This is a genomic window from Acidimicrobiales bacterium (assembly GCA_035546775.1).
Lineage (GTDB): Bacteria > Actinomycetota > Acidimicrobiia > Acidimicrobiales > JACCXE01 > JACCXE01.
This window is the reverse complement of sequence record DASZWD010000037.1, coordinates 1-24,060: the sequence shown is the minus strand read 5'-3', so window position 1 is coordinate 24,060 and position 24,060 is coordinate 1. Positions and strand designations below refer to the sequence as shown.

The 24,060-nt window shown below is 69.8% G+C and carries 22 protein-coding genes; 12 read left to right on the top strand and 10 right to left on the bottom strand.

Annotation, left to right across the window (positions count from 1 at the left end; all coding sequences use genetic code 11):
• Window positions 1–14: 14 nt before the first annotated feature.
• From VHC63_09070 to VHC63_09055, 4 genes are read right to left on the bottom strand one after another with little or no spacing between them, the layout of a single operon-like run.
• Complete coding sequence (locus tag VHC63_09070; protein HVV36737.1) at window positions 15–836, bottom strand: enoyl-CoA hydratase/isomerase family protein; 822 nt, start codon at window positions 834–836, stop codon at window positions 15–17.
• A complete protein-coding gene (locus tag VHC63_09065) occupies window positions 814–4,053 on the bottom strand; it encodes a bifunctional proline dehydrogenase/L-glutamate gamma-semialdehyde dehydrogenase (protein HVV36736.1) in 3,240 nt (1,079 codons plus the stop codon). The genes VHC63_09070 and VHC63_09065 overlap by 23 nt, the downstream gene beginning before the upstream one ends.
• A complete protein-coding gene (gene rocD / locus VHC63_09060; GenBank protein HVV36735.1) occupies window positions 4,050–5,291 on the bottom strand; it encodes an ornithine--oxo-acid transaminase in 1,242 nt (413 codons plus the stop codon). The genes VHC63_09065 and rocD overlap by 4 nt, the downstream gene beginning before the upstream one ends.
• Window positions 5,284–6,138: an arginine deiminase-related protein gene (locus VHC63_09055; protein HVV36734.1), complete on the bottom strand. Its 855-nt coding sequence runs from the start codon at window positions 6,136–6,138 to the stop codon at window positions 5,284–5,286. The genes rocD and VHC63_09055 overlap by 8 nt, the downstream gene beginning before the upstream one ends.
• 72 nt (window positions 6,139–6,210) lie before the next feature.
• Between VHC63_09055 and VHC63_09050 the strand changes: the two genes are divergently transcribed.
• On the top strand, window positions 6,211–6,651 hold the full coding sequence (locus VHC63_09050; GenBank protein HVV36733.1) for an Lrp/AsnC family transcriptional regulator: 441 nt from the start codon (window positions 6,211–6,213) through the stop codon (window positions 6,649–6,651).
• A 55-nt stretch (window positions 6,652–6,706) separates the two neighbouring features.
• Here the strand turns inward: VHC63_09050 and VHC63_09045 are convergent, their stop codons facing one another.
• The 3 genes from VHC63_09045 to VHC63_09035 are packed head-to-tail and all read right to left on the bottom strand — an operon-like array spanning window position 6,707 to window position 8,233.
• Window positions 6,707–6,976 carry a hypothetical protein gene (locus VHC63_09045; GenBank protein ID HVV36732.1) on the bottom strand — a complete coding sequence of 90 codons (270 nt, stop codon included), beginning with the start codon at window positions 6,974–6,976 and terminating at the stop codon, window positions 6,707–6,709.
• On the bottom strand, window positions 6,973–7,365 hold the full coding sequence (locus VHC63_09040) for a hypothetical protein (protein HVV36731.1): 393 nt from the start codon (window positions 7,363–7,365) through the stop codon (window positions 6,973–6,975). Before VHC63_09040 ends, VHC63_09045 begins: the two co-directional genes overlap by 4 nt.
• Window positions 7,366–7,387: 22 nt before the next feature.
• Window positions 7,388–8,233, bottom strand: coding sequence for a hypothetical protein (locus tag VHC63_09035; protein ID HVV36730.1), 846 nt, complete (start codon window positions 8,231–8,233; stop codon window positions 7,388–7,390).
• Window positions 8,234–8,252: 19 nt separating this feature from the next.
• Between VHC63_09035 and VHC63_09030 the strand changes: the two genes are divergently transcribed.
• From VHC63_09030 to VHC63_08985, 10 genes are all read left to right on the top strand, one after another.
• A complete protein-coding gene (locus VHC63_09030) occupies window positions 8,253–8,843 on the top strand; it encodes a TetR/AcrR family transcriptional regulator (protein HVV36729.1) in 591 nt (196 codons plus the stop codon).
• On the top strand, window positions 8,840–9,667 hold the full coding sequence (locus tag VHC63_09025; GenBank protein HVV36728.1) for an oxygenase MpaB family protein: 828 nt from the start codon (window positions 8,840–8,842) through the stop codon (window positions 9,665–9,667). The genes VHC63_09030 and VHC63_09025 overlap by 4 nt, the downstream gene beginning before the upstream one ends.
• Entirely contained in the window at window positions 9,664–11,058 is a 1,395-nt protein-coding gene (locus VHC63_09020; GenBank protein HVV36727.1) for an AarF/UbiB family protein, read from the top strand. The genes VHC63_09025 and VHC63_09020 overlap by 4 nt, the downstream gene beginning before the upstream one ends.
• A 124-nt stretch (window positions 11,059–11,182) precedes the next feature.
• A complete protein-coding gene (locus VHC63_09015) occupies window positions 11,183–12,103 on the top strand; it encodes a hypothetical protein (protein HVV36726.1) in 921 nt (306 codons plus the stop codon).
• 80 nt (window positions 12,104–12,183) lie between these two features.
• Window positions 12,184–13,563 carry an NAD-dependent succinate-semialdehyde dehydrogenase gene (locus tag VHC63_09010; protein HVV36725.1) on the top strand — a complete coding sequence of 460 codons (1,380 nt, stop codon included), beginning with the start codon at window positions 12,184–12,186 and terminating at the stop codon, window positions 13,561–13,563.
• A complete protein-coding gene (locus tag VHC63_09005; GenBank protein ID HVV36724.1) occupies window positions 13,551–14,867 on the top strand; it encodes an AMP-binding protein in 1,317 nt (438 codons plus the stop codon). The genes VHC63_09010 and VHC63_09005 overlap by 13 nt, the downstream gene beginning before the upstream one ends.
• A 63-nt stretch (window positions 14,868–14,930) precedes the next feature.
• Window positions 14,931–15,584 carry a sugar transferase gene (locus VHC63_09000; protein ID HVV36723.1) on the top strand — a complete coding sequence of 218 codons (654 nt, stop codon included), beginning with the start codon at window positions 14,931–14,933 and terminating at the stop codon, window positions 15,582–15,584.
• A 12-nt stretch (window positions 15,585–15,596) separates the two neighbouring features.
• The gene (locus VHC63_08995; protein ID HVV36722.1) at window positions 15,597–17,456 is read left to right on the top strand and encodes a DUF4012 domain-containing protein; all 1,860 of its coding nucleotides are present in this window, start codon (window positions 15,597–15,599) and stop codon (window positions 17,454–17,456) included.
• Between the two features lie 13 nt (window positions 17,457–17,469).
• The gene (locus VHC63_08990; GenBank protein HVV36721.1) at window positions 17,470–18,096 is read left to right on the top strand and encodes a hypothetical protein; all 627 of its coding nucleotides are present in this window, start codon (window positions 17,470–17,472) and stop codon (window positions 18,094–18,096) included.
• Between the two features lie 56 nt (window positions 18,097–18,152).
• A complete protein-coding gene (locus VHC63_08985; GenBank protein HVV36720.1) occupies window positions 18,153–18,599 on the top strand; it encodes a VanZ family protein in 447 nt (148 codons plus the stop codon).
• On the opposite strand, the gene VHC63_08980 is transcribed toward VHC63_08985, so the two are convergent.
• Entirely contained in the window at window positions 18,596–19,084 is a 489-nt protein-coding gene (locus VHC63_08980) for a hypothetical protein (protein ID HVV36719.1), read from the bottom strand. The genes VHC63_08985 and VHC63_08980 overlap by 4 nt on opposite strands.
• A 33-nt stretch (window positions 19,085–19,117) precedes the next feature.
• Entirely contained in the window at window positions 19,118–21,229 is a 2,112-nt protein-coding gene (locus VHC63_08975; GenBank protein ID HVV36718.1) for a DUF4012 domain-containing protein, read from the bottom strand.
• Between the two features lie 75 nt (window positions 21,230–21,304).
• On the opposite strand from VHC63_08975, the gene VHC63_08970 reads away from it, so the two are divergent.
• Window positions 21,305–22,909 carry a polysaccharide biosynthesis tyrosine autokinase gene (locus VHC63_08970; GenBank protein ID HVV36717.1) on the top strand — a complete coding sequence of 535 codons (1,605 nt, stop codon included), beginning with the start codon at window positions 21,305–21,307 and terminating at the stop codon, window positions 22,907–22,909.
• On the opposite strand, the gene VHC63_08965 is transcribed toward VHC63_08970, so the two are convergent.
• Window positions 22,906–24,015, bottom strand: coding sequence for a DUF1972 domain-containing protein (locus VHC63_08965; GenBank protein HVV36716.1), 1,110 nt, complete (start codon window positions 24,013–24,015; stop codon window positions 22,906–22,908). The two genes, VHC63_08970 and VHC63_08965, sit on opposite strands and share 4 nt — an antisense overlap.
• Window positions 24,016–24,060: the final 45 nt, after the last annotated feature.

Below are 24,060 nucleotides of genomic sequence, written 5' to 3'. Positions count from 1 at the left end.
GCAAAGTGAACCACTTAGCGGCGCTGATAGTTGGCAGGCCGCTTCTGCAAGAAGGCGCCGATGGCCTCGCGCTGGTCCTCGCTGAACGACGACAGGATCTGCGTGCGGTTCTCCAGGTCGATGGCGGCCTGGAGCGACGGGATCTCGCGGCTGGCCCACGACGCCTCTTTCGTCATCCACACGCCGAAGGGCGAGTTGGCGACGATCTGGGTGGCGACGTTGAGGGCGGCGTTCACCGTCTCGCCGTCCGGGACGACTTCGCTCACGAGTCCGTACTTGTCGGCTTCGGCCGCGGTGATCAGCCGGCCGGTCAGCATCATCTCGGTCGCCCGCGAGGCGCCGATGAGCCGCGGCAGCAACCACGACACGCCGACGTCGCAACCCGACAGGCCGATGCGGACGAACGCCACGTTGAAGCGGGCGCTCTCCGAACACACGCGCACATCCGACGCCAGCGCCAGCGCCAAGCCGCCGCCGGCGCACGGACCGTTGACCGCGGCGATTACGGGCTGGCGCAGGGCCCGCAGCCGCGGGATGAGCCCCGCGATGTGCTGCTGCACCGCCAGTCCCGCGCCCGGACCGCCCCACCCCTTTTGCCGCGGCGCGGCGCCGAAGCCGGTGAGGTCGAGCCCGGCGCAGAAGCCGCGGCCCTGGCCGGTGAGGATGACGACGCGGCACTCCGGGTCGTCTTCGATCTCGTCGCAGCGCTCGTAGAGGCGGTTGACGAGCGCGTCGTTCATGGCGTTGAGCTTGTCGGGGCGGTTCAGCGTGAGCTGCGTGATCTCCGGGGTCAGCTTGTCGAGCAGAACTACGTCAGACGGATTGTCGCTGGGCATGGCTACGCACGTTGCCATAGCGGTGCATCGTCTGCGTGACGGACTGCTCGCGCACCCACCGCAGCATCTCGATACGGCCGACGGCGGAGACCGGCGCGTCGTCGATCGGGATGCCGGCGTCGTCGCACGCGGCGTAGATCGCGTCGGCGACGCGCCCGAGGACGCGCACCTTGCCGGCGCGCAGCTTGCGCACGCGAGCGATGAACTCGTCGTCACTGTCGCGGGCGATGACAAGGGTGACACCGGCGACGCGCGCCGCGAGCTGACAGCGTTGGACGTCGCGCTCGCTCGCACCGTCGCCGACGCGCACCACGACGGGGCGGTGGTACGGCACGTAGCGGAAGACGTTCGACTCCGCCGCGAGACCTGACGGGTCGTGCTCCACCGCGAAGTGCAGCGCCCACGCCGACGCGTAATCCGGCGTGCGGTCGGCGTCGTCGTCGCGCCAGTGGCCCATCGACGCTACGTAGTTGGGTCCACCGGCCTTGGCTCCCGGACCCATCGCCGAGCGCTTCCACCCACCGAAGGGCTGGCGGCGCACGATGGCCCCGGTGATGGCGCGGTTGACATACAGGTTGCCGGCGTCGACGCGGTCGATCCAGCGCTCGATCTCGGCGGGGTCGAGCGACTGCAACCCGGCGGTCAGCCCGAAAGGCGTGTGGTTCTGCAACCGGATCGCCGAGTCGAGGTCGCGCGCCCGCATGAGGCCGAGCACGGGGCCGAAGCATTCGGCCGTGTGGAACCAGGAGCGGTCGGTGACGCCCAGCTTCACGCCCGGCGTCCACGTGCGGTCGTCGATCTGGCGCGGCTCGACGAGCCAGGACTCGCCGTCGTCGAGTTGGGTGAACGCGCGTAGCAGCGGACCACTCGCGGGTTCGATGAGCGGGCCGATCGTCGAGTCGACGTCGGTCGCCGGGCCGACGCGCAACGACCGCACCGCATCGGCAAGGCGATCGAGGAAGCGCCCGTCGTCGTACACCGAAGACTCGAGAATGCCGAGGCTGGCGGCCGAGCACTTCTGACCGGCGTGACCGAAAGCGCTGCGCACGAGGTCGCGGATGGCGCCGTCGAGGTCGGCCGCCGCCGTCACAACGATGGCGTTCTTGCCGCTCGTCTCCGCGTGCAGCGCCAGGCGCGGCTTCCACGACCGGAACAGGCGCGCCGTCTCCCACGATCCCGTGAGCACCACCGCGTCGACGTCGTCGTGGGTGATGAGACGCTTCCCGGCGTCGTCGTCGTCGCAGGGCACGAACTGCACGACATCGGCAGGCACGCCGGCGCGATGGCAGTGCTCGACGACGAGGGCGGCGATCGCCCGCGTTTGCGGTGCCGGCTTCAGGATCACCGCCGCGCCCGCCGCCAAGGCCGCCAGCACGCCGCCGGCCGGGATGGCGTAGGGGAAGTTCCACGGCGAGGCCACCGCCACCACGCCGTAGGGCTCGAACGTCGCACCCGGGACGACTGGGATCGTCGCCGCGTAGTAGCGGGCGAAGTCAACGGCCTCGGACACTTCCGTGTCGCCCTCGGCGACGGTCTTGCCGGCGGTGTGGGCCATCGCCGCGATCGTCTCGCCGCGATGCACGGCCATCTCGTCGGCGACGCGGCGCAGGATGTCGGCGCGATCGCCACGGGCGCGCCAGGCGGCGGAGGCGGCACGGGCGCGCGCCACCGCGGCATCGACGTCGGCGACGGCGACGTGCACCGGCTTGTAGGTGTCGCTCCAGTGCATCAATTGATCGTTGATCCAGCGGCGGTTGACCGCGGAGGTGAAGTCAGTGTCGGGTTCGTTGGCGAAGGACGTGGGAGCGGCGTTGCGCTCGTGGGGCACCAACCGGTCCTGACGGCGGCGCGGTCGGGGCGGCGCCAGATGGCGGGCGCGCACGGCCTCGCGAAAGCGCGCCTCTTCGGTCTGCCACGACTCGGATCCCGGCGTCATCGAGAACAACGCGTGGAGGAAGTTCTCGGGGGCGGCGTTCTCGTCGAGACGGCGCGCCAGGTAGGCGACGGCCGGTTCGAGGTCGCCGGCGCGCGTGGCCGGCCCGTAGAGCAGCAGGCCGCCGGCTGCGTCGGCGACCGCCTCCGACTGCGGCGGCGCCATGCCTTCGAGCATCTCGATTTCGAGACGGTCCTCGGCGCCGTAGTGCTTGCGCAGCGTGAGGGCCCACGCCACGTCGAAGAGGTTGTGCGACGCCACCCCGACGCGCACGGCCTCCGCATATTGCGGGCGCAGCACGACGTCGAGCATGCGCTTGTAGTTGGCGTCGACGTCGGCCTTGTTGTCGAAGGGCGCCGCCACCCAGCCGTGCATCTCGGCGTCGACGTGCTCCATCGCCAGGTTGGCCCCCTTGACGATCCGGATCTTGATGCGACCGCCGCCGCGGGCGTGGCGCTGCGCCGCCCACTCGCACAACTCGACGAGCACCGCGTACGAATCGGGGAGGTAGGCCTGGAGCACGATGCCGGCGTCGAGCGACGCGAACTCGTCTTCGTCGAGCACCGTACGGAACGCCGCGACCGTGAGGTGCAGGTCGCGGTACTCCTCCATGTCGAGGTTCACGAACTTGTCGGGGACCCCCGTCGGCGTGCGCGCCGCGCGGTACAGCACGCGCAACCGCTCCGTGATGCGGCGCACGCTGGCGTCGAAAGCCAGCACGTCGAGCTGCGAGCAGATCGCCGAGATCTTCACCGACACGTAGTCCACGTGGTCGCGGTCGAGCAAGGCTCTAACGTCGTCGACGCGCTGGCGCGCCTCGTCCTCCCCGAGGATCGCCTCGCCCAACAGGTTGACGTTCATGTGAATGTGCTGCGCCGCGTGCCCACGCACCCGCGCCGCCAGCTTCGGTTCCTCGGCGGGCAACAGCACCGAGTCGGTCTCGCGCCGCACGCGATCCGCGACCATCGGCATCACGACGCGCGGTAGCACCCGCGCCGCCGTCGCCCCCGTCCGTAGCAGCAGCCGGTCGACCGGACCGAGGAAGGGCGGCGCGCCTTCGGCGAGGACTTCGCGCAGCCGTTGCGCGGCGCGCTTGGCATCGTGAATCCGCAGCACCTCGTCGGCCAGCTCCAGCGTGAAGCGACGGGATTCCTCGTCGGCAAGCATGCGCGCCATGCGCTTGCGGTGACGGCGCTGGGCCCGGCTCTCGTTGCGCTGCGCCGCTGCCAACAACGTGGCGGCGAGCGCGACGGCTTCCTCGACGAGGACCGGATCGCGGTTCATGCTCTTCGCAGATGCGCTAACGATTCGCCGATTCTCTCAAGCCCCCACGCCAACTCGTCGGCACTGATGGTGAGGGGCGGCGACAACCGCAGCGTCTGGCCGTGCGTGTCCTTGGACAGCACCCCGCGGGCGAGGAGTTGTTCGGCCATCGCGCGACCAGTACCCATCTCGGCGGACAGATCGACGCCGGCCCACAAGCCGCGCACGCGCACGGCGTCGATGCCGAAGCCGAGCAGGTTGCGCAGCCCGTCGCGCAGGACGGGTTCGAGCGCCGCCGCGTGGGCAAACAGCGTTCCGTCGCGCACGAGGTCGATCACCGCCAATCCGACCGCACACGCCAGCGGATTGCCGCCGAAGGTCGAGCCGTGTGAACCGGGCGTGAGCACGCTGAGGATGTCCCAGTCGGCGACGACGGCCGACAGCGGGACGATGCCGCCACCGAGCGCCTTGCCGAGGATGTACATGTCGGGCACGACGTCTTCGTGATCGCAGGCGAACATCCGACCGGTACGCCCGAAGCCCGACTGCACCTCGTCGGCGATCATCAAGATGTTGTACGTGCGGCACAGGTCGCGCAGTGCTGGCAGGAACCCGTCGGGCGGGATGACGACGCCCGCCTCGCCCTGAATCGGCTCGACCAGCACGGCGGCGACGGTGTCGTCGATGGCGGCGGCGACGGCGCCGATGTCGCCGTAGCGCACCCGCCGGAAGCCAGGCGTGAACGGACCGAAGCCGTCCTTGGTGTCGTCGTCGGAGGAGAACCCGATGATCGTCGTGGTGCGACCGTGGAAGTTGTGGTCGAACACGATGATCGTCGCCGCGTTCGGGGCGATGCCCTTGCGTTCGTAGCCCCACCGGCGCGCCACCTTGATCGCCGTCTCGACCGCTTCGGCGCCGGTGTTCATCGGCACGACGGCGTCCTTGCGACACAGCGCCGCCAGCTGGGCGGCGAAGGGGCCGAGGGTTTCGTTGGAAAAGGCGCGCGCCGTGAGCGTCAGCTTGTCGAGCTGCGCGTGCGCGGCGGCGACGAGGGCCGGGTGACGATGGCCGAAGTTGAGCGCCGAGTAACCGGCGAGCATGTCGAGGTACCGGCGGCCGTCGGTGTCCCACACCCACGCGCCTTCGGCGCGGCTGAGCGTGACGGGCAGCGGCTTGTAGTTGTGCGCCGCGTGCTGCCACTCGAGATCGGTCGCCAGCACGTTGCCTCCGGCGGTGGCCGGGGCCAGCACATCACTCATGGTCGTTCTCCCGAAGCTCCAGGGTGCAGCACTTCACGCTGCCGCCCGCCTTGCGCAACTCGCTGGTGTCGAGCGGCACCGGGTCGTAGCCCGCGGCCCGCAGTGACTCGACGAAACCCGTCGCCTGTGCGGACACGACGACGTGGTGGCCGTCGCTCATCGCGTTGCACCCGAACGCCTCGGCGTCGTGTTCGTCGACAAGCACGGCGTCAGGAAAGCGTTCCGCCAGCACGGCGCGCGACGCGGCGTCGAACGCCCCGGGGAAGTAGGCGACGTGGTCGTCGCGCAGGACGGCCAGCGCGGTGTCGAGGTGGTAGAAGCGCGGGTCGACCAGGCGCAGGCTGACGACGGGCACGTGCAGTTGCGCGCGCAGCTCGTCATGGGCCGCGAGGTCGGTGCGGAAGCCGTACCCGGCGAACACGGTGTCGCCCACGACGGCGAAATCGCCCTCGCCCTCGTTGACCTCCGTCGCCCGGACCACGTGGTCGAAGTGGCGCCGGAACCACACGGTGTAGGGCGCCTCTTCCCCCTGCCGCTGCCGGTAGCGAAACCTGGCGCGGTAGACGCAGCCGCCGACCACGAGTCCGGCGTTGGCGACGAAGACCATGTCGGGCAGGCCGAGCACCGGCTCGACGAACTCCACGGTGTGGCCGAGCGCCTCGTAGGTGCGCACGATCGACTCCCACTGGCGGATGGCGAGACGGCGATCGACGGGCACGCCGGTGTGCATCCACGGGTTGATCTCGTAGGACACGGCGAAATAGTCGGGGCGGCACATCAGCACGCGCCGCGGGCGGTACGCGTCGCCCGGCTGCGGGTGGCGAGCAGCCGTGGAAGTCATTGCCATGCAATGAACGTACGGCCGCGGGGCGACACACTCAACGGGTACGCGCTGCGTTCTACGCAATATCGTTGCGTCGTGGCCCTACGAGACGAAATCGATCGCCAGATCGTGGCGTTGCTGGTGCAAGACGCCCGGCGGAGCTTCGCCGACATCGGCGAGCACGTGGGGTTGTCGGCACCCGCGGTCAAGCGCCGGGTCGACCGGCTCGAGGATGCAGGCGTGATCCTCGGCTACGCCGCCCGCGTCGACCGCAACGCCGAGGGCAAGGTCACCGAGACCTTCGTCGAGCTGTTCTGCTCAGGCCGCACGACCCCCGCCGACATCAAGGCCCTGGTCGAGCCGTTCGGTCAGGTGATCGAGGCGTTCACCGTCAGCGGCGAGGCCGACGCCCTGTTGATGCTGCGCACCCGCGACATGGCCGAGTTCGAGGAGACGCTCGAGGCGATCCGGGCGAACTCCCACGTCGACCGGACCAAGACCGTCATCGTCTTGTCACGGTTGATCGACCGGGCGTAGCCGCAACCGGTATGCGGATCGTGCCCTGACGGGGCACGATCCGCATACGGGTTCGCTAGCGCCGGCGCTCCTCCTCGACGCGCTTCACCGTTTCGAGGTCTCGCCGGCGCTCCTCGGCGAGGGGCATCATCGGGCGCAGGATCTGCCCGGCAGGCGAGTTCTCCGTGTCGACGTCGTCCGGGACGTTGATCGGCTCGTCCCGCTTCGGGGCGCTCGGCGGTGCCACCGGCGGCCGCTCCCGCGCGTCGTCGTCACCTTCGACCATCGGCGCCAAGATCTCGCCGGCCGGCGTGTTTTCGGGTTCTTCGACGTTGCGCTCGGTCATCGGGTCGCCTTCTTTGCGGTCGCCTTCTTTGCGGTCGCCTTCTTGGCCGGGGCTTTCTTCGCCGCCGTCGTCTTCTTGGCCGGGGCTTTCTTCGCCGCCGTCGTCTTCTTCGCCGGTGTCGCCTTCTTCGCCGCCGCCTTCTTCGTCGCCGCCGGTCGCTTGGCGCTCGCCGCCGGCTTCGCCGACACCTTGGTGCTCGTGGCACGCGGCCGCGACTCGGGCTGCGACGGTGCGGTCACGCCTTCGGCCGGTGCGGCGGCGGCGCGCAGCGCTTCGATCGGCGGCGCGGTCGCTTCGCCGGGCGACTCCGTCGATTCGGGCTTGGTGCCGAACAACCGCCGCAGCGGGCCCGGCTTCTTCTCACGGGTTTTCATTGTGGACACGGGCATGCCATACCCACTCGTGGAGGCGCTAGTGCGGAGACGTGTTCAGCAGGTTGCTCGTGACGTCGCCCGACACCTGTCCGCTGACGACTTCGTGGCTGTAGGTCGGCACGCGCAGCGACGGCGCCCAGTGCTGGGTGTCGGTCACCGTCACCTCGACGGGCTGGCCGAGGACCTGGCCGCTGGCGTGCAGCGTCGAGGAGATGACGACGGCGTCGACCGAAGTGCCACCGACGTGATCGGTCACGTGGCCGCCGACGGAGCCGGAAAAGTCGGCGGTGAACCCGTTGTCGCACGTGGCGTGGCCGCTGAAGTGGCTGCCCGCGGTCGGCGGCCACGGGGGCGCCGGAACGGGCGACGCGAACGAGCAGCTGATGGCGATACCGCTCTGCTTCAGCACCACCTTGGTGATGACGGGCCCGTGCGCGGTGAAGGTGAAGTAGAGATCGCCCTCGTTGCTGCCGTCGACGTGGCGGGCGAACACCTGCGACGGGCCGCCACCCGACACGACGAGTGTGCCCGTGGCCGGCGGGTTGCCCTGCGAGGTCGAGCCCGATTGGGCGTAGGTGTAGGTGCCGGGCGCCGCCGGGCCCGGCACGGCGTTGGGATCGGCGGTGGTCGCCGTGGGCGCGCCCGCGGCGGCCGGCGCGGCCTTGGCGGTGGTTGCCGTGGCCCCCGCCACGGTGGTCTTCGACGCGCCGCCGGCGGCGGTGGTGGTGGACGTCGGGGCGTCGGTGGACGGCGTGGTCGACGACGTCGTCGTCGTGCGGCGTGCGTGCGCGATCGTGCCCGCCTTGTCGTCGGCCGCGCCCTTGCCGCACGCGCCGGCCACGAGAACCAGGGCGGCCGCGACCATGACAACTCTCCGGTGCATGTGGCAATGTTACAGATAGATGCTCACTGTTACATCGTCAGACGCGTCGGCACCGGCCGACATCACCACCGATCGCATCCTCGACGCCGCCTACGACGAGCTGCTCCACTTCGGGGTCAAGGGCGTCAGCGTCGAGGACATCGCCAAGCGCGTCGGCGTCGCCCGGGTGACGATCTACCGCCGCTTCGCCAACAAGGACGCGCTGCTCGCGGCCGTCGCCCTGCGCGAAGGCCAGCGGTTGTTGGCCCGCGTCGACGCCGCCCTCGACGAGCACGCCAGCGTGGAAGAGCAAGTGGTCGAAGGCTTCACGGTGGCGTTCCAGGCGATCCGCAACCACCCGATCGTCAAGCGGATGCTGACGCGCGAGCCCGAACTCGTGACGGGGTTCCTCTCCACCGAGACGGCCGCCATCGTGGCGCTCCCGCGTGACTACATCGCGGCGCATCTGGCGCAGCGCCGACCCGAACTCGACGCCCGGCCCGTCGCCGAGCTGATAGTCCGCCTCGGCGCGTCCTTCGTGTTGCTGCCCGACAGCGTGATCAAGCTCAAGACCGCCGCCGACATTCGCACGTTCGCCCGCACCTACCTCGTGCCGTTGGTGACGCCATGACGAAGACGATCGTCCAGCGCCGCGCCACCGACGTGCGCATCTATGGCGCCGCCGGCTACGCGCTGTGCTTGCAGGTGGCGCATCCCACGATCGCCGCCGGGGTGCGCGACCACTCGAACTACGTGACGGATCCGTGGGGCCGCTTCGTCGGCACCGCCGACTTCGTCAACCTGCTGGTGTACGGGCGGTCGGAGCAGGTGACCGCCGCGACCCGCGGCTTGCGCGAGATGCACAAGCGCATCCGCGGTACCGACCTCGACGGCACGAAGTACTCGGCGCTCGAGCCGTCCGCCTACGCGTGGGTGCACGCCACGCTCGCCGAAGCAATCGTGCGGGGCCACGACGTGTTCGGCAGCCGGCTGCGGCCCGGCGAGAAGCAGGACTTCTGGACGGAGTGGCTGCGCCTCGGCGCGCTCATGGGCGTGCGCGAGGGCGACCTGCCCGACACGTGGGACGGCTTCCAGGGCTACCTGCGCACCATGATCGACGACGTGCTCGTGCACACCGACGTGATCGACGCCGTGCAGTCGAAGGCGGCCGACGCCGTCGGTGGTTCGCCCATGCCGTGGATCCCCCCGCGGGTGTGGGGCTATGCCGGGCGCCCGCTCGGCAAGCTGGGCGCGTTCCTCGCCCGCGGCACGATGGGACCCGAGTTGCGCGCCAAGTTCGACATCCCGTGGAGCCGCGCCCAACAGCAGCGCTTCGAGAGCATCGCCGCGCTCTCGCGCCGGGCGCGCCCGGTGATGCTGCCGCCGTTGCGCCACGCCGGCCCGCTGGCGCTCAAACTGCGCCGGCGCGAGATCACCAAAGGACCCTTCGCATGATCGACGACTTCCGCGGCCCGTTCGCCGACGGCCCGCCGCCCGCCGCGCTCGAGATCGACGCGCCCGACGTCACCCACATCGGCGCCCGTGACCTGCTGCGCGCCGTCGTGGTCCAGTTCACCATCGTGTGGTGCGTCACCCGGGCCGTGGTGGTGTGGGTATTCGCCCGTCGCGGCCGCACCGTCGTGCGCGCCGCGTGCGACGGCCTCGTCGACGCCTTCGAGCGGCTCGGGCCGACGTTCGTCAAAGCGGGCCAACTCATCACCTCGTCGCCCGGGGTGTTCCCGGCGCCGCTGGCGGACGCGTGCAAGCGCTGCCTCGACGAGGTGCCGCCCTTCCCGTCCGAGGAAGTGCGCAAGGTCATCAGCGAGGACCTCGGTCACGAACCGCACGCCCTGTTCCTCAAGTTCGACGAGTCGCCGTTGGCGAGCGCGTCGATCGCCCAGGTGCACGCCGTCGTGCTGCCCGACGGCCGGGAGGCGGTACTCAAGATCCAGCGCCCGGGCGTGCGCCACACCATGAACAGCGACCTGCGCAACCTCTACTTCCTGGCGCGCCTGGCGGAGCACACCAAGCTCGGCAAGCGGCTGCAGCCGACGAAGTTCGTCGCCGACATGCACCTGGTTTCGAACCAGGAGGTGAACTGCGCACTCGAAGCACACCGCCAGGCGCGCTACCGCGCTCACATCGACGACTACGGCGACAACCCCGACATCACCGCGCCCGAGGTGTACTGGGACTACTGCGGCCCGCGGGTCATCTGCATGGAGCGCATGTACGGCGTCCCGATCGACTCGTTCGACGTGTTCGAACAGCGCGGCATCGACGGCGAGTTGCTGTTGCGCAAGGGACTGAAGGTCGCGTTCGAAGCCATGCTCGTGCACGGTCCGTTCCACGGCGACGTGCACGCCGGCAACATCTGGGTGCTCGACGACGGGCGCGCCGCGTTCCTCGACTTCGGCCTCATGGGCGAGTTGCCCGACCGCTGGAAGTCGCTGATGACCGACCTCCTCAAGACGATCCAGATCGACGATGACTGGGCGCGCGTCGTGCGGAACTACAAGGACGTCGGCGTCCTCTCCGAAGACGTCGGCTCCGACGAAGAAGTCGGCGCCCGCCTGCAGATGGTGATGGGCCCGATGCTCACGCTCGGCGCCGCGGAGGTCGACCTCGGCACGGTGATGAAGCAGCAGATCGAACTCGCCGAGTCGATGGGCGCCACTGCGCCGCAGGAACTGATGCTGGTGTCGAAGCAGGTCTTCTACTTCGAGCGCTACGTCAAGGGCCTTGCCCCCGAGTACCAGATGATGACGGACCTCTATCTCACGAAGAACGTCATCCCGGAGGCCAAGGCCGTCGCCGAAGCCCGCGGCGTCACCTTCCCGACCTAACCGTCCGCCGCCCCCGCCCCACCGCTTCTGGTGTCGCCACAGAAGGGTCTTTCTTTCCTGGAGACACCAGAAGCAGAATGTGAACGTCCGCTTCCCCTTCGGATGTCTACAGAAGGGGAACGTCGTGTCCACATTGGACGAAGACCTCGCCGCGGTCGCGCTCGACCATCACTCCGTCATCACGTTGCAGGACGTGAACGCCGCCGGCGGCAAGCGTCACCATGCCGACGCGCGCGTTGCCGCGGGACGGTGGATCTTGGTGCACCGCGACGTCTACCGACTCGCCGGAGCGCCGTGGACGTGGGAAGGCCGCGTGTACGCCGCCGTCAAGGCGGGTGGGAAAGGCGCCGCCGCGTCACACCAATGTGCGGCCCGCCTGCACGGAATCGGTTTTGCGAACGCTCCGGTGGAGATCACGGTGCCGCGCGGCCGCCGCGTTGAGCTCGCCGGCGTCACGGTTCACTCCAGCCGCGACCTCGACAAGTGCGAGACCGTCGAAGTCAACGGCATTGCGACGACAGACGCGAGGCGCACCGTCCTCGACCTCGCCCGCTACCTCCGAGGCACCAACCTCCGGAGCGCAATCGAAGAGGGCCGCCGCCTCGGTCTGTTCGACTGGCACGCGCTGATCGTGTGTCTCGCCCAGCACGCGCGCAAGGGACGGGCCGGCGTCACCCGGCTGCGCGAAGCGATCGCCGCCGGTTCCGTCAACGACGGCATCACCGACACCGACAGCGAGTTGCTCGGTCTCGTGCTCATTCGCGAACACGGCCTGCCGGAGCCGACGTTGCAACATCGCATCTGGTCCGACGACGGCCGGTACGTCGCGAAGATGGACTACGCGTACGTCGACAAGAAGGTCAACTTCGAGATCGACGGACCGGTGCACCTCCGTCCCGAAGTGAAGGTGAAGGACGAAGCCCGCGATCACGAATTGCGCGTCGTCTACGGCTGGACGGTTCGCCGAATCTGGTGGCGCATCCCGATCGACGAGCCGCGCACGTTCCTCCGCATCGTCCGCGACACGCTCGGATTACCGACGTAGCCCCGCCCCGCCGCTTCTGGTGTCGCCACAGACGGGTCTTTCTTTCCTGGCGACACCAGAAGCGGACGTAGCCTCGGGGCATGCCCCTCGCAGTGCACAACCCGGCCACCGGCGAGCAGTTGACGGAGGTCGCCACCTTCGACGTCGACGACGTGCCGGCGATCGTCGCCCGCGCCGACGCGGCGCAAAAGGACTGGGCCAAGGTGGCGCCGCGCGAGCGCGCCGAGATCCTCCGGGCGTGCTGGCAGGCGATGCTCGACAACGAGGACTACCTGGCGCGCCTGATCACGTCGGAGAACGGCAAGCCGATCGCCGATGGCCACGCCGAGGTCAAGTACGCGGCCGAGTTCTTCCGCTGGAACTCCGAAGAGGCGGTGCGCATCGACGGCGAGGTCGGTTCGCTGCCCAACGGCACCGGGCGCAAGATCGTGCTGCGCCAACCGATCGGCGTCGTGCTGGCGGTCACGCCGTGGAACTTCCCTGCCGCCATGCTGACCCGCAAGCTCGCACCTGCGCTCGCCGCCGGTTGTTCCGTCATCGCCAAGCCGGCGTCGCTGACGCCGATCACCGCGGTGCGCCTCGCCGACATCTTCAAGGACACCGGCCTGCCCGCCGACGTCTTCCAGGTCGTGCCCACGACCAACACCGGCGGCATCGTCAAGGCGTTTCTCGACCAGGACCCGGTGCGCAAGCTGTCCTTCACCGGCTCCACACCCGTCGGCGCCACGCTGCTCGAACTCGCGGCGCCCCGCGTCGTGAGCTGTGCCATGGAACTGGGCGGCAACGCGCCGTTCCTCGTGCTGGGCGACGCCGACGTCGACGCCGCCATCGAAGCCGCACTGGTGGCCAAGCTGCGCCACAACAGCCAGACGTGCACCGCCGCCAACCGCTTCTACGTCGCCGAACCCGTGCTCGACGCCTTCACCGACGCGCTCGTCGCCCGCTTCGAGAAGCTCGTGGTCGGCAACGGCATCGACCCCGACACCGAGGTCGGCCCGCTCATCGACCAGAAGTCGTTCGAAAAAGTCGACGAGTTGGTGCGCAGCGCGGTCGACGCCGGCGCGATCGCAGCGACGGGCGGCAAACGCCTGGACGGCACCTTCTACGCACCGACGGTGCTGACGGGGGTGGCGCCCGACAACCCGATCCTGCGCGAGGAGATCTTCGGGCCGGTCGCCCCGATCGTCGCCGTGCCCGACGACGACGCCCGCATGCTCGCCCTCGCCAACGACTCCGACGTCGGCCTCGCCGGCTACGTCGCCGGTGGCGACTTCGCCCGCTGCCTCTCCGTGGCCGAGCGCCTCGAGGTCGGCATGGTCGGAGTCAACCGCGGCATCGTGTCGGACCCCTCGACGCCCTTCGGCGGCGTGAAGGGATCGGGCATCGGCCGCGAGGGCGCCCACGAAGGCGTGCTGACGTTCACCGAAGCGAAACTCATCGCCACCGAGTGGACGCGGTAGTCCTCACTTCCGCCGACGCGGAACGACTCCAAGCCGGCCTCGCCGGCGCCCTGGTGCGCGACGGCGTGCGCCCCGGCGACCGCGTGGCGTTCGTGCCCGGTGACCCCGGCCTCACCGCCGAGCGCCTCTGTTTCGTGCTCGGCGCGCTGCGCGCCGGGATCATCCCCGTCGTCCTCAACGCGTTGCTCACCGAACGCGAGCGCGCCGAACTGCTCGCCGATGCCGACGCGGCGCGCGTGCTCACCGACGCCGACCTCGTCGCCGGGCCTCCTGTCGACCTGGCCGACGTGCCGCTCGGGCGCCCGATGCTCTACACGTCGGGCACGACCGGCGTGCCCAAGGGCGTGTGGAGCGGCGTGCTGTCGGAGTCCGACGCCCGGGCGCTGCAGGGCGAAGAGAACGCGCAGTGGGGCTTCGTCGCCGACGACGTGCACCTCGTGTGCGGCAACGTCCACCACTCGGCGCCGCTGCGCTACGCCAGCGGCACGCTGCTCGCCGGGGGCACCGTGGTGTTGCCCGGCAAGTTCGACGCCGCCACGCAGCTGCGTGCCATCGAGCAGTTCGCGCCCACGTCGAGCTTCATGGCGCCCGTCCACCTCCATCGCCTCATCGACTTGGCGGGCGACGATCCGACGCCGTTCAAGCGCTTCCGCCTCCTCGCCCACGCCGGCGCGCCCACGAGCGACGCCGTCAAGCGCCGCGCCATCGCCACGCTGCCCTCCGGCAGCGTGTGGGAGTTCTACGGCGCCACCGAGTGCCAGTTCACCGCCTGCTCGACCGACGACTGGTTGGCGCACCCCGGCACCGTCGGTCGTGCCCGTCCCGGCCGCACCCTGCGCATCGCCGAGGACGGTGTCATCTGGTGCACGCCGCCCGCCTACGCCCGCTTCACCTACTGGAACGACCCGGTGAAGACGGCGGCGGCCTGGGACGGCGACGCCTTCACCGTCGGCGACCTCGGCCGCTTGAGCGACGACGGCTACCTCTTCCTCGAAGGCCGCCGCGACGACCTCATCCTGTCGGGTGGCGTGAACGTCTACCCCGCCGAGATCGAGCGCGTGCTGCTGGCCATCGACGGCGTCGACGACGCGGCCGTGTTCCCCCGCGAGGACGACGACTGGGGCCAGCGGGTGTGCGCGGCCTACGCCGGTGCCGCGCCCGTCGACCTCGTCGTCAGCGAACTGCGCGCCAACCTCGCGGGCTACAAGAACCCGAAAGAGATCCACCGGGTCGCGGACATTCCGCGCTCGCCCAACGGCAAGATCCGCCGGTCGCTCCTGGCCTCTGACCTGGGGCTCGACTGACCCGGCGCCGCCCCGCGCCGCGAGCGCCGTAGACTCCCCCCGGCTCGCATGGTGAAACGATCGGTGGACATCGTTGGAGGCGCCCTCCTCAGTCTCGCCGCCGTCCCGCTGATCGCAGTGGGAACGGTGGTCGTGATGGTGACCCTGCGCACCACCTCGCCGTTCTTCACCCAGACGCGCATCGGCCGCAACGGGCGCGAGCTGCGCTTCCCCAAGCTGCGCACGATGCCGCGCTCCATGCCGGCGTACGCGCTCAAGACCGAAGTGTCCTTCGATCATCTCCCGCGGCCGATGAAGTTCCTGCGCCGCATGCATATCGACGAACTGCCCCAGCTGTTCCTCGTCGTGACCGGGGCGCTGTCGCTCGTGGGACCGCGCCCGAAGATGCCCGACGCCGTCGAACCCGTCGACGCGGCGTACGGCGCCGCTCGCGTCCGCGTTCGCCAGGGATGCACCGGCCTGTGGCAAATAAGCACGGCCAAGTCGCTGCTACCCAAGGACCATCCGGAGTACGACCTGTTCTACGTCGAGCACCAGTCGCTGCGTCTCGACCTGTGGATCCTCTGGCGCACTCTCATGCACGGGCTGCGCCTCACGAACCTCATCACGCTCGACGACGTGCCGGCGTGGACGCTGCGCCAAGGGGCGACACGCCGGAACGCACCGGTGCTCGACCTCACGCCGGGTAAGGAGTCGCACCAGCGCGCCAACGCGTAGCCGCCGTACCTCATGTCCGACAACACGGAAACCTTCTTCGAGGACTGGGAGCCGCAGGATCCCGCGCCCACGTCGTTCGAAACGGCGCCGGCGCCCGACGAGCTTCCGCCGGTACTCACCACGTCGCTCCCCGCCGCCGCCCAGGAGTTCCGGCCGAACTGGCGTCGCCGCATCCTTCTCGGTGCGCTGGGCGCGTACCTCCTGGCCCTCGCCTTCGTGCTCGTCAGCGGATTCGAGGCGCTGAGCAACGCCCAAGCGCACATCTCGGCCACCAAGACCGAGTTGAGCATCGCCAATCTGGGCGCCGACGACCTCCCCGGCGCTGAAGCCGCCGCCGACTCGATGCACCGGGCGCACACGATGTTCGCCTCGCCGGTCGTGTGGCCGCTCCGGTTGCTTCCGGTGGTCGGACGGCAGCTGCGGGTCGTGGACAAGCTGTCGCGCGCCGGCGAGCTCGTCGTGCGCGTGGGCATCGACGCCCGCAACGCCGCCAAACCGGTGGCCGCCGAGAGCACGCAAGACGGCGCCTCGCGGCTGCGCGTGCTGGCGGCCACCCAGCGCATCGCCCACGACAGCGTGCAGCGCCTGTCGAAGGTCGACCTGGGTCCGTCGGATCACCTCATCAGGCCGCTGGCCGACACGCGGGCCAAGTTCGCCGCCGAACTCAACCGCATCGGCGACTTGCTCGAACGCACCGATACGGGCACGTCCGGTCTGGCGGCGTTCCTCAAGGGCCCGGCGCATTACGCCGTCTTCGCCGCCAACAACTCCGAAATGCGGGCCGGATCGGGCATGTATCTCCAGGCCGCCACCCTCGACGTGGCCAACGGCGAGTTCCACCTCGGGCCGATGAAGTCGATCTACGACCTGCCGCCGGCGCCGAACGACGTGCCGCTCGAATACGACTTCCTGCGGCTGTGGGGAACGCAGGCGCCGGGGTCGGACTACCGCTTCGTCAACATGACGCCGCGCTTCCCGACGTCGGCCGCGCTGCTCCAGCGCATGTGGGCCGCTTCGGGCGCAGGGCCCGTCGACGGCGTGCTCGTGCTCGACCCGGTCGCCGTCGTCGATCTCATGAAGGTGACGGGCGACGTGAGCACCGGCGGCCACACCGTCAGTGCCGGCAATGCGTTGGGCCTGTTCCTGCACGACCAGTACCTGACGTTTCCGACCGAGACGAAGCAGAACAACGCGGTGCGCCGCGACTTCCTGGACGACGTGGTGCAGCAGGTCTTCGAACAGGTCAACTCGGCCAAGACGAGCCAGCAGGACCTCGGCCAGGCGCTCGGCGCAGCCGCCAGTGGGCGCCACGTGCTGGCGTGGGCGGCAGACAACAAGGTCGAACGCGGCTGGGACGCGCTCGGCGTGTCGGGCACGCTGCCCGATCAGTCGGTCGCGTTTGCGCTCCAGAACCGCGGCGGCAACAAACTCGACTACTTCCAGTCGATCGCGGCGACGGCGCGCGCCACCATCAGCCGCGCCGGCAGCGACGTCACGATGGAGTTCGCCATTCGAAACGCCGCGCCGACCAACGAGCCGGCGTACATCGTGGGACCCCAGCCGGGCTCCATCGTCGACCAGCCGGGCGTGTACGTCGGCATCGCATCGGTCAACCTGCCCAAAGCGGCGACCCACGTGCGCTTCAGCGGCGGCGACTACGCACTGGTGAACGGGCCCGACGGCAACACGCAGGTGGTGTCGCAATGGGTGCGCATCGATCCCGGAAAGACGCGGCGGCTTCGTCTCTCGTTCCGCCTGCCACCGGGTACGCGTTCGCTGTTCGTTGCGCCGTCGGCGCGACAACCGTCTATTCTCTGGCACATCGGACAAATCTCGTGGTACGACACAAATGGCCGCGTAATACATTGGTAGGTGTGAAAAACCCATGAAAAACCGCGTAATGCTGCTTCTCGGTGTCACCGCTCTGACGATTGCGAGTGTCGTGGGCACCGGTCTCGCCACGGCAACTCCGGCGGCGGCCGCCCCGGCGCCGCCGACCGCCAGTGTCGGCTACATCGTCACGTGCCTGTCCGCACCGCAGGCAAACCTCCTCACGTGTCTGCAAAACGCCATCCAGCAGATCCTGCGCAGCCTCAACCTGCCGCGGATCTTCCCGTTCCCCACGGGCGTCACCACCCAGCCCAGCACCGGCCCTACGGCGCCGACCCTGCCGAACCTGCCCAATCTGCCGGCCAACGTCTCGACGATCCTGCACAACCTGCCGCTTCCGCTCCAGACCACGCCGCTGGCCAACACGGCCTCGGTGACCGCGCCGCTGCACCAGCTCGTGCCGACCCACCTGTCGCACGTGCCCGCGTCGAAGGTGGCGACGGCGTCGCTGCCCAAGAAGCCGAAGCTGGCCCCGATCTCGCTTGACCTCTCCGGCAGCCAGCAGGCGGCGGCAACCTCCGCCAATCCGGTCAGCTCGACTGACCTGCTCGAGCTGCTCGGCATCGCGGTGATCGCCGGCGGTGGGATCACCTACTCGCGTCGTCGCCTGGCGCGCCGCTAAGGCGCTCGGTTACCGCCGCGGCGGTAACCGTTGTATGACGCACTAGACCAACGAGCATGCGCACCGCGGCCCGTCTCGCAGCGCTGGGCTGGCTCGCCATCGTGTTCGCCATCACGCTGTCGCCGCACAACACGAACACGCAAGCCCGCGGGGACCGCGCCGTGGCCGCCGCCAAGAGCGTGCGCCACCAGGTCGACCTCCCGACGCCGAAGCTGCCATCGCGCATCCAGGCACGCGAAACCGACCTGATCGGCAACGTCTTGCTGTTCGTCCCGCTGGGCTTCCTGGCCGTCGTGGCCTTCCCCCAGCACCGGAAGGCGATCGCCGTCGCCGGGCCGCTGCTGTCGGGCGCGATCGAGACGTTCCAGATGGGCTACCTGCCGCATCGTCACGCCACGCTCGGCGACGTCTTCACCAACTCGACGGGTCACTACGCCGGGATGGCGGCCGCGATCGTGGTGCTAGCTGCCGCACGCCGGCGCACGGCGGCGGTGCGGACTTAGGCGGCGGCGGGAGCGGTGCGGCGACGCACGACCAGCACCATCGCACCACCGAGGGCGACCAGACCGGCACCCACGGCCGTGAGCTGGATCGTGTGGGCGAGACCGGTGCGCGCCGGCGTGGTGACGGTGCCCTGAGTCGCACTGGCGGGCACGGTGATCGTGCCGACCGTGACTTCACGGGCGTGACCGGCCGGATCGGTACCGCTGGCGGTCACCGTGTGGACGCCCGACGCGAAGTTGGCCGGCAGCGTGCCCGAACCGTGCACGTGACCCTGCGCGTTCGCCGTGAACGTGCCGAGCACGAACGGCTCGGAGTGCACCGTGCAGGTGACGGGCGAGTTCGCCGCGAACCCGTCGGCGTCGCAGGTGACGGTGACGCCGGCCGCGTTGACGGTCAGCGTGGCGTAGTCGGCCGCCGCCGTTCCGGCGAGCGCGAAAACGGTCGCGCCCAGCACGGCAACAAAGAGAGCAAGTCGACGAAACATGGAAACCCCACTATCCCAAGGAGAACGAGTCCTCTAAGGATACCAAAGCGTGTGGCCCTGGAATGGCCCCTTGAGGTGGAGCCGGCCGCGGCCGGACGGATCGAAGACGGTCACCGCGTCGCCGTGGATGAGCACCTGCTGGCGCACGACGAGCGAATAGGGCTGGTGACCTGGCCATTTACCCGTCAGCGTGAACCGCACGGTGCGGCTCTGGCCCGGCCCGACGGAGACGAGGAGCGAATGAACGTTCACACCCAGTTCACGGTCGCTCGTGGCCTGCGCGGCCGTGCCGTCCACCGAAACGGCCTGCACGGCCCAGGGCGTGTACACGCCGAGGTGGACGATCTCCTTGCCCGGTGACCGCTCGCCGTCGGCCAATCCGAGCACGTAGTCCGACACCCCGCTGGCGGGCGCGTCGTTGCGCAACCGGATCGTGACCGTCGCCCGCAAGCCGCCCGCGGCGTCGATCGTCGGGCGGTAGGTGACGCTGCGGTGCAGGTACCAGTCGATCTTGCTGGCCGACGCGTTCTGCGTCACCACCGCCACGAGGTCGCCGCGGGCGGCCGGGAAATTACCGGCGAGGCCGCTGCGCACGAACAGCGACTGTTCGGCGTCGGTGGCGCTGAACATCTGTAGATGACCGTGGCGCCCCGCGTCGCCGAGCACGCGCAACAGCTTCGTCACGTCGAGGTTCGGGTTGTCGAGCAGGTGGGTCCAGATGGTCGACACCGCGCCGGCGAGAAACGCGTCACGGCGGGCGTGCATCGCGCTCGTCGCGGCGTCGCCCTGGTTCTCGGGGAAGCGCACGTACTGGTCGTGCTCGAGGACCGCCGTGATGTTGTCCGTGGTGAGTGGTTCGGGCCAGTCGTTCACGCTCACGGGTCCGGTCACGTCCAGGATGGCGGCGAGGGCGTCGGGGTCGACGCTGATCACCCCGTCGGCGTGGTGACCGGTGTTCGTGTAGTCGCTCAGCACCTGCGACGCCACCGACGGAAAGTCGGGCGACAGCGTTTCGTTCTGCCAGAAGCGGCCGGGGTTGATGGCGAGCTCGTGGGCGAACCCGGGGCCGGTGGCGCGCGGCTTGCCTTCGGACATGGCGTTGAGGTCGCTGTCGCGCCCGACGGTGCCCAACGTGAGCTTCCCGCCTTGGGCGTGCACCTCGGCGTAGGAGCCGAGGATGCCGCCCGACGCCCGCGCCTCGGCCGGGTTCTGCACCATCAAGAAGTAGGTGCGGGGCGCGGTGCCGCCGAGAATCGCCGGCAGGTGGCCGGTGGCGTCGGCGGCGAGCGACGCCGTGTTTGCCGCGTCGCGGGCGCGGCGCGCCACATCGTCGACGGCGTGCTGGAGCGGTGGCACCAACCACGAGCCCCGGGCGCCGTCGGCGGCGTCCGCCGCCACCCGCGCCGCGCGGGCCACCTCGACGGCGGCGGGCCGCGCCGAGGCGATGGCGTCGACGGGGATGCGCCGGTCGCGGATGGCGAAGCGCGCCGGGTCGAGGTCGTCGACGCGGCGCGCCGCCACCGCCATCAGGCGGTTGACCCCGGTCGCCACGTTGTTCGCCACCCGCAGCTGGTTGCCGACGACAGGCACGACCCGGCTCGGCATTGCCCACGGCGCCACCAGCGCCGCCCGCGCCCGCGCCGTGTCGTGGTGGATGGCGCCGACGGTGCGCGCCGCGTCGGCCTGCGACAGACCGAGAGCGCCGACGGCGTCGAAACGCGCCTGGGCGGCGTTGGCGGCGGCGCGCGCCTTGAGCACGGCGACACCCCCGGGCAAGGACACCACGACGCACGCCGCGGCGGCGACGGCGGCGATGCGCCGGCCGCGAGGCGTCGAGAGCACCATGAAGGCCAGGACCATCCAGCCGGCGCCGATGAGCGGCGCCGTGGTGTTCGTAAAGGGCAGCAACACCACGGCCAACGCCGCGGCGCACCCGGCGGCGACGCGCCACAGCTCACGCGGCGGCGTCGCCACCTGCGACGCACCGGCGATCGCCACCAGCGCAGCGCGCTCGAGGGCGTCGACGACGAACACACCCGTGGGAGCCAGGCGCCCGACCAACGCGACGGCCGCGCACGCCGCGACGACGGTTACATCCGGCGCAACCCGCCCGCGGCGCAGCATGTGGGACGCGGGCGACGGCATACGGAGGCATCAGGCTAAGCGCCGCCGCGCCGAGCGAACGCTTCGCGGCGGATGGCTCTAAGTACGCTGCCGGTCGTGGATCCCGAACAGCCCGCGGACGACCAACTCGACGTCCGCCATTACGTCCACGTCCTGAGCCGTCACCGGTGGACGATCGTGATCGCCGTCGCGGCGACGGCCGCGGTGGCGCTGGGCCTGTCGTTGGTGCAGACGAAGGTGTACACCGCCGAGGCGCGCGTCGTGCTGCAACAGGACCCGGCCGACACCGTGTTCAACCCGAACACCGGGCAGCGCAACGACCCCGAACGGGTCGTCGACACCGAGATCCAGATCATCGAGAGCCGACCGGTCCAGGACATGGTCGAAAAGAAGCTGGGCGACGTGCCCAAGGTGTCAGCGTCGTCGGTCGGCCAGACCGACGTCATCAGCGTCCAGGTGACCGACAAGGACCCGAAGCGCGCCGCCGACGTCGCCAACCAGTACGCCCAGCAGTACGTCACCTACAAGCAGCAGCGCGCCGTCAACTCCTTGCTCGAAGCGGCCAAGGAGATCACCTCGCAGATCGACCAGCTGCAGGCGCAGGTCAACGACCTCGACAGTCACATCGCCAACACCCCGAGTGCCAGCGACCTCAAAGCGCAGCGCGACTCGCTGATCCAGCAGATCGGCACGTTCCGCCAGCAGCTCGACGAGGTGCAGGTGCAGTCGCGGCTCAAGGAAGGCGGCGCCCAGGTCGTCACCTCGGCCGAGCCGCCGACGTCGCCGTCCTCACCCCGGCCGAAGCGCAACACGCTGCTCGGCATCTTCCTCGGCCTCATGCTCGGCGTGGCGCTGGCGTTCCTGCGTGAACAGTTCGACGACTCCATCCGTTCGAAGGAGGACATCGAGTTCGTCAGCAAGCTGCCGGTGCTGGCGTTGATCCCGCGGTCGGAGAAGACGCAGCAGGGCGGGGTCGTGGCGCTCGAAGAACCGAGCTCGCAGGTGGCCGAGGCCTACCGCGGCCTGCGCACGTCGGTGCAGTTCGCCAACCTCGCCGGCGCGTCGAAGCTCCTGCAGATGACGAGCCCGTCGCAGAGCGAGGGCAAGACGACCACGCTGGCGAACTTGGCCGTCGCCATGGCGTCGGCGGGCTCGAGCGTGATCCTGGTGTGTTGCGACCTGCGCCGCCCGCGCATCCACGAACTCTTCGGCAAGAGCAACAAGGTCGGCTTCACGTCGGTGCTGCTGGGCGACGTGCCCATGGCCCAGGCGCTGCAGAGCGTGCCCAACTTGCCGTCGCTGCGCCTCTTGGCCTCGGGCCCGCCGCCGCCGAACCCTTCCGAGCTGCTGTCGGTGTCGCGCACCGGTGACCTCATGAGGGCGCTGGCCGCCAGCGCCGACATCGTCCTGATCGACTCGCCGCCGGTCCTGCCCGTCACCGATTCCCTGGTGCTGTCGCGCTGGGTCGACAGCGTCGTGGTGGTCGCATCGGCCAACGAAACGTCACGCCGCGCCCTCGGTCGCTCGCTCGAGTTGCTCGAACAGGTGCACGCGCCCGTCATCGGCACCGTGCTCAACGGCGTCACGCACGGCACCGGTGGTTACGGAAACGGCTACGGATACGGCTACGGCTACGGCTACGGCAGCGACGAGAACGGCCAAGGCGGCCGGCACCGGCGCCGCCAACCGACGAACCGCTAAGCGGCGCTTCGCGCGGCGGCGATCAGCGTTTCCTCGTACGCCGCGCAGACCGCTGGCCACTGGTAGCGAGCGGCGACGATCTTGCGGCCGCGCGCGGCGAACTCGTGGCGGCGCGCCTCGTCGCCGAGCAACGATTCGATCCGGGCGCTGACGACACCACGATCGACGGGCACGAGTTGGTCGCGGTGGCCGAGCACTTCTTCGTTGAACGGCGTGTCGACCGCGATTGTTGGAGCGCCCGCGCCGAGTGCCTGCAAGAGCGCGGGGTTCGTCCCGCCGACCGAGTGGCCGTGGAAGTACATGCCACAGTGCGCCCAGAGCTGTTCGAGCAGCTGAGGATCCGAGACGTGACCGAGCCACGTGATCTTTCCGTCCGCGTGCAGCCGGTGCAGGCGTTGCACGAGCGGGTTCTTGTAGTTGGCGTCGCCGACGACGACCGCTCGAATGGCAGGCCGCGCCAGACAGGCGTCGACGAACAACTCAACGTTGTTCTCGGGTGCCAACCGCGCCACGGCGAGGGCGTAGCCGCCGGGCGTGAGGCCCAGGGCTTCGATGCGATCCGTCGGCGCGTCGTCGATGACATCGGCGCCGTAGGCGATGAACGTGCTGTCGCGGCTGAACCTGTCACGCCAGATGCGCTGGATCTCGACCGAGTCCGACACAAGGGTGTTCGCGAAGCGCGCCGTCGCAGCGGCGCCGGTACGAAATGCCGTGCGGGCAGCAAAGCCCCACTTGCCGCGTTCCCACTCGACACCGTCGACGTTCACGACCACGGGTACGCCGCGAGCGCGCAGGAACGGCAACGCGATCCCGTTGGCCACGTTCAACGTGAGCACGGCATCGAGCCGCTTGCGGCCCGCATGCATCGCGCCGGTAAACCCGTGGGTGAACGTCGACGCTGACTTCAGCCCGAGCCCCGGCGTGTTGACCACCCGCACGCCCTCCACGAAGATCTCGCCCTCGCCAAGGTGCCAATCACGCCCGTACACCGTGACGTCGTGGCCCTTCTCTACGAGATAGGGCGCGAGGTGTCGAACGAGCGTCTCGAAACCCCCGTACGTGCTCGGAAAACCTCGGCTTCCCAGAATGCCGAACCGACACGACACTCCCCCAGTCTGGCCTGTCAGCGCGGCTTTGGGAAATAGATCTCG

Coding starts and splice junctions, on each gene's coding strand:
- VHC63_09070 (HVV36737.1), bottom strand. CDS start 836: ATGCCCAGCGACAATCCGTCTGACGTAGTTCTGCTCGACAAGCTGACC.
- VHC63_09065 (HVV36736.1), bottom strand. CDS start 4,053: ATGAACCGCGATCCGGTCCTCGTCGAGGAAGCCGTCGCGCTCGCCGCC.
- rocD (HVV36735.1), bottom strand. CDS start 5,291: ATGAGTGATGTGCTGGCCCCGGCCACCGCCGGAGGCAACGTGCTGGCG.
- VHC63_09055 (HVV36734.1), bottom strand. CDS start 6,138: ATGGCAATGACTTCCACGGCTGCTCGCCACCCGCAGCCGGGCGACGCG.
- VHC63_09045 (HVV36732.1), bottom strand. CDS start 6,976: ATGACCGAGCGCAACGTCGAAGAACCCGAAAACACGCCGGCCGGCGAG.
- VHC63_09040 (HVV36731.1), bottom strand. CDS start 7,365: ATGCCCGTGTCCACAATGAAAACCCGTGAGAAGAAGCCGGGCCCGCTG.
- VHC63_09035 (HVV36730.1), bottom strand. CDS start 8,233: ATGCACCGGAGAGTTGTCATGGTCGCGGCCGCCCTGGTTCTCGTGGCC.
- VHC63_09030 (HVV36729.1), top strand. CDS start 8,253: ATGCTCACTGTTACATCGTCAGACGCGTCGGCACCGGCCGACATCACC.
- VHC63_09025 (HVV36728.1), top strand. CDS start 8,840: ATGACGAAGACGATCGTCCAGCGCCGCGCCACCGACGTGCGCATCTAT.
- VHC63_09020 (HVV36727.1), top strand. CDS start 9,664: ATGATCGACGACTTCCGCGGCCCGTTCGCCGACGGCCCGCCGCCCGCC.
- VHC63_09010 (HVV36725.1), top strand. CDS start 12,184: ATGCCCCTCGCAGTGCACAACCCGGCCACCGGCGAGCAGTTGACGGAG.
- VHC63_08995 (HVV36722.1), top strand. CDS start 15,597: ATGTCCGACAACACGGAAACCTTCTTCGAGGACTGGGAGCCGCAGGAT.
- VHC63_08990 (HVV36721.1), top strand. CDS start 17,470: ATGAAAAACCGCGTAATGCTGCTTCTCGGTGTCACCGCTCTGACGATT.
- VHC63_08985 (HVV36720.1), top strand. CDS start 18,153: ATGCGCACCGCGGCCCGTCTCGCAGCGCTGGGCTGGCTCGCCATCGTG.
- VHC63_08980 (HVV36719.1), bottom strand. CDS start 19,084: ATGTTTCGTCGACTTGCTCTCTTTGTTGCCGTGCTGGGCGCGACCGTT.
- VHC63_08975 (HVV36718.1), bottom strand. CDS start 21,229: ATGCCGTCGCCCGCGTCCCACATGCTGCGCCGCGGGCGGGTTGCGCCG.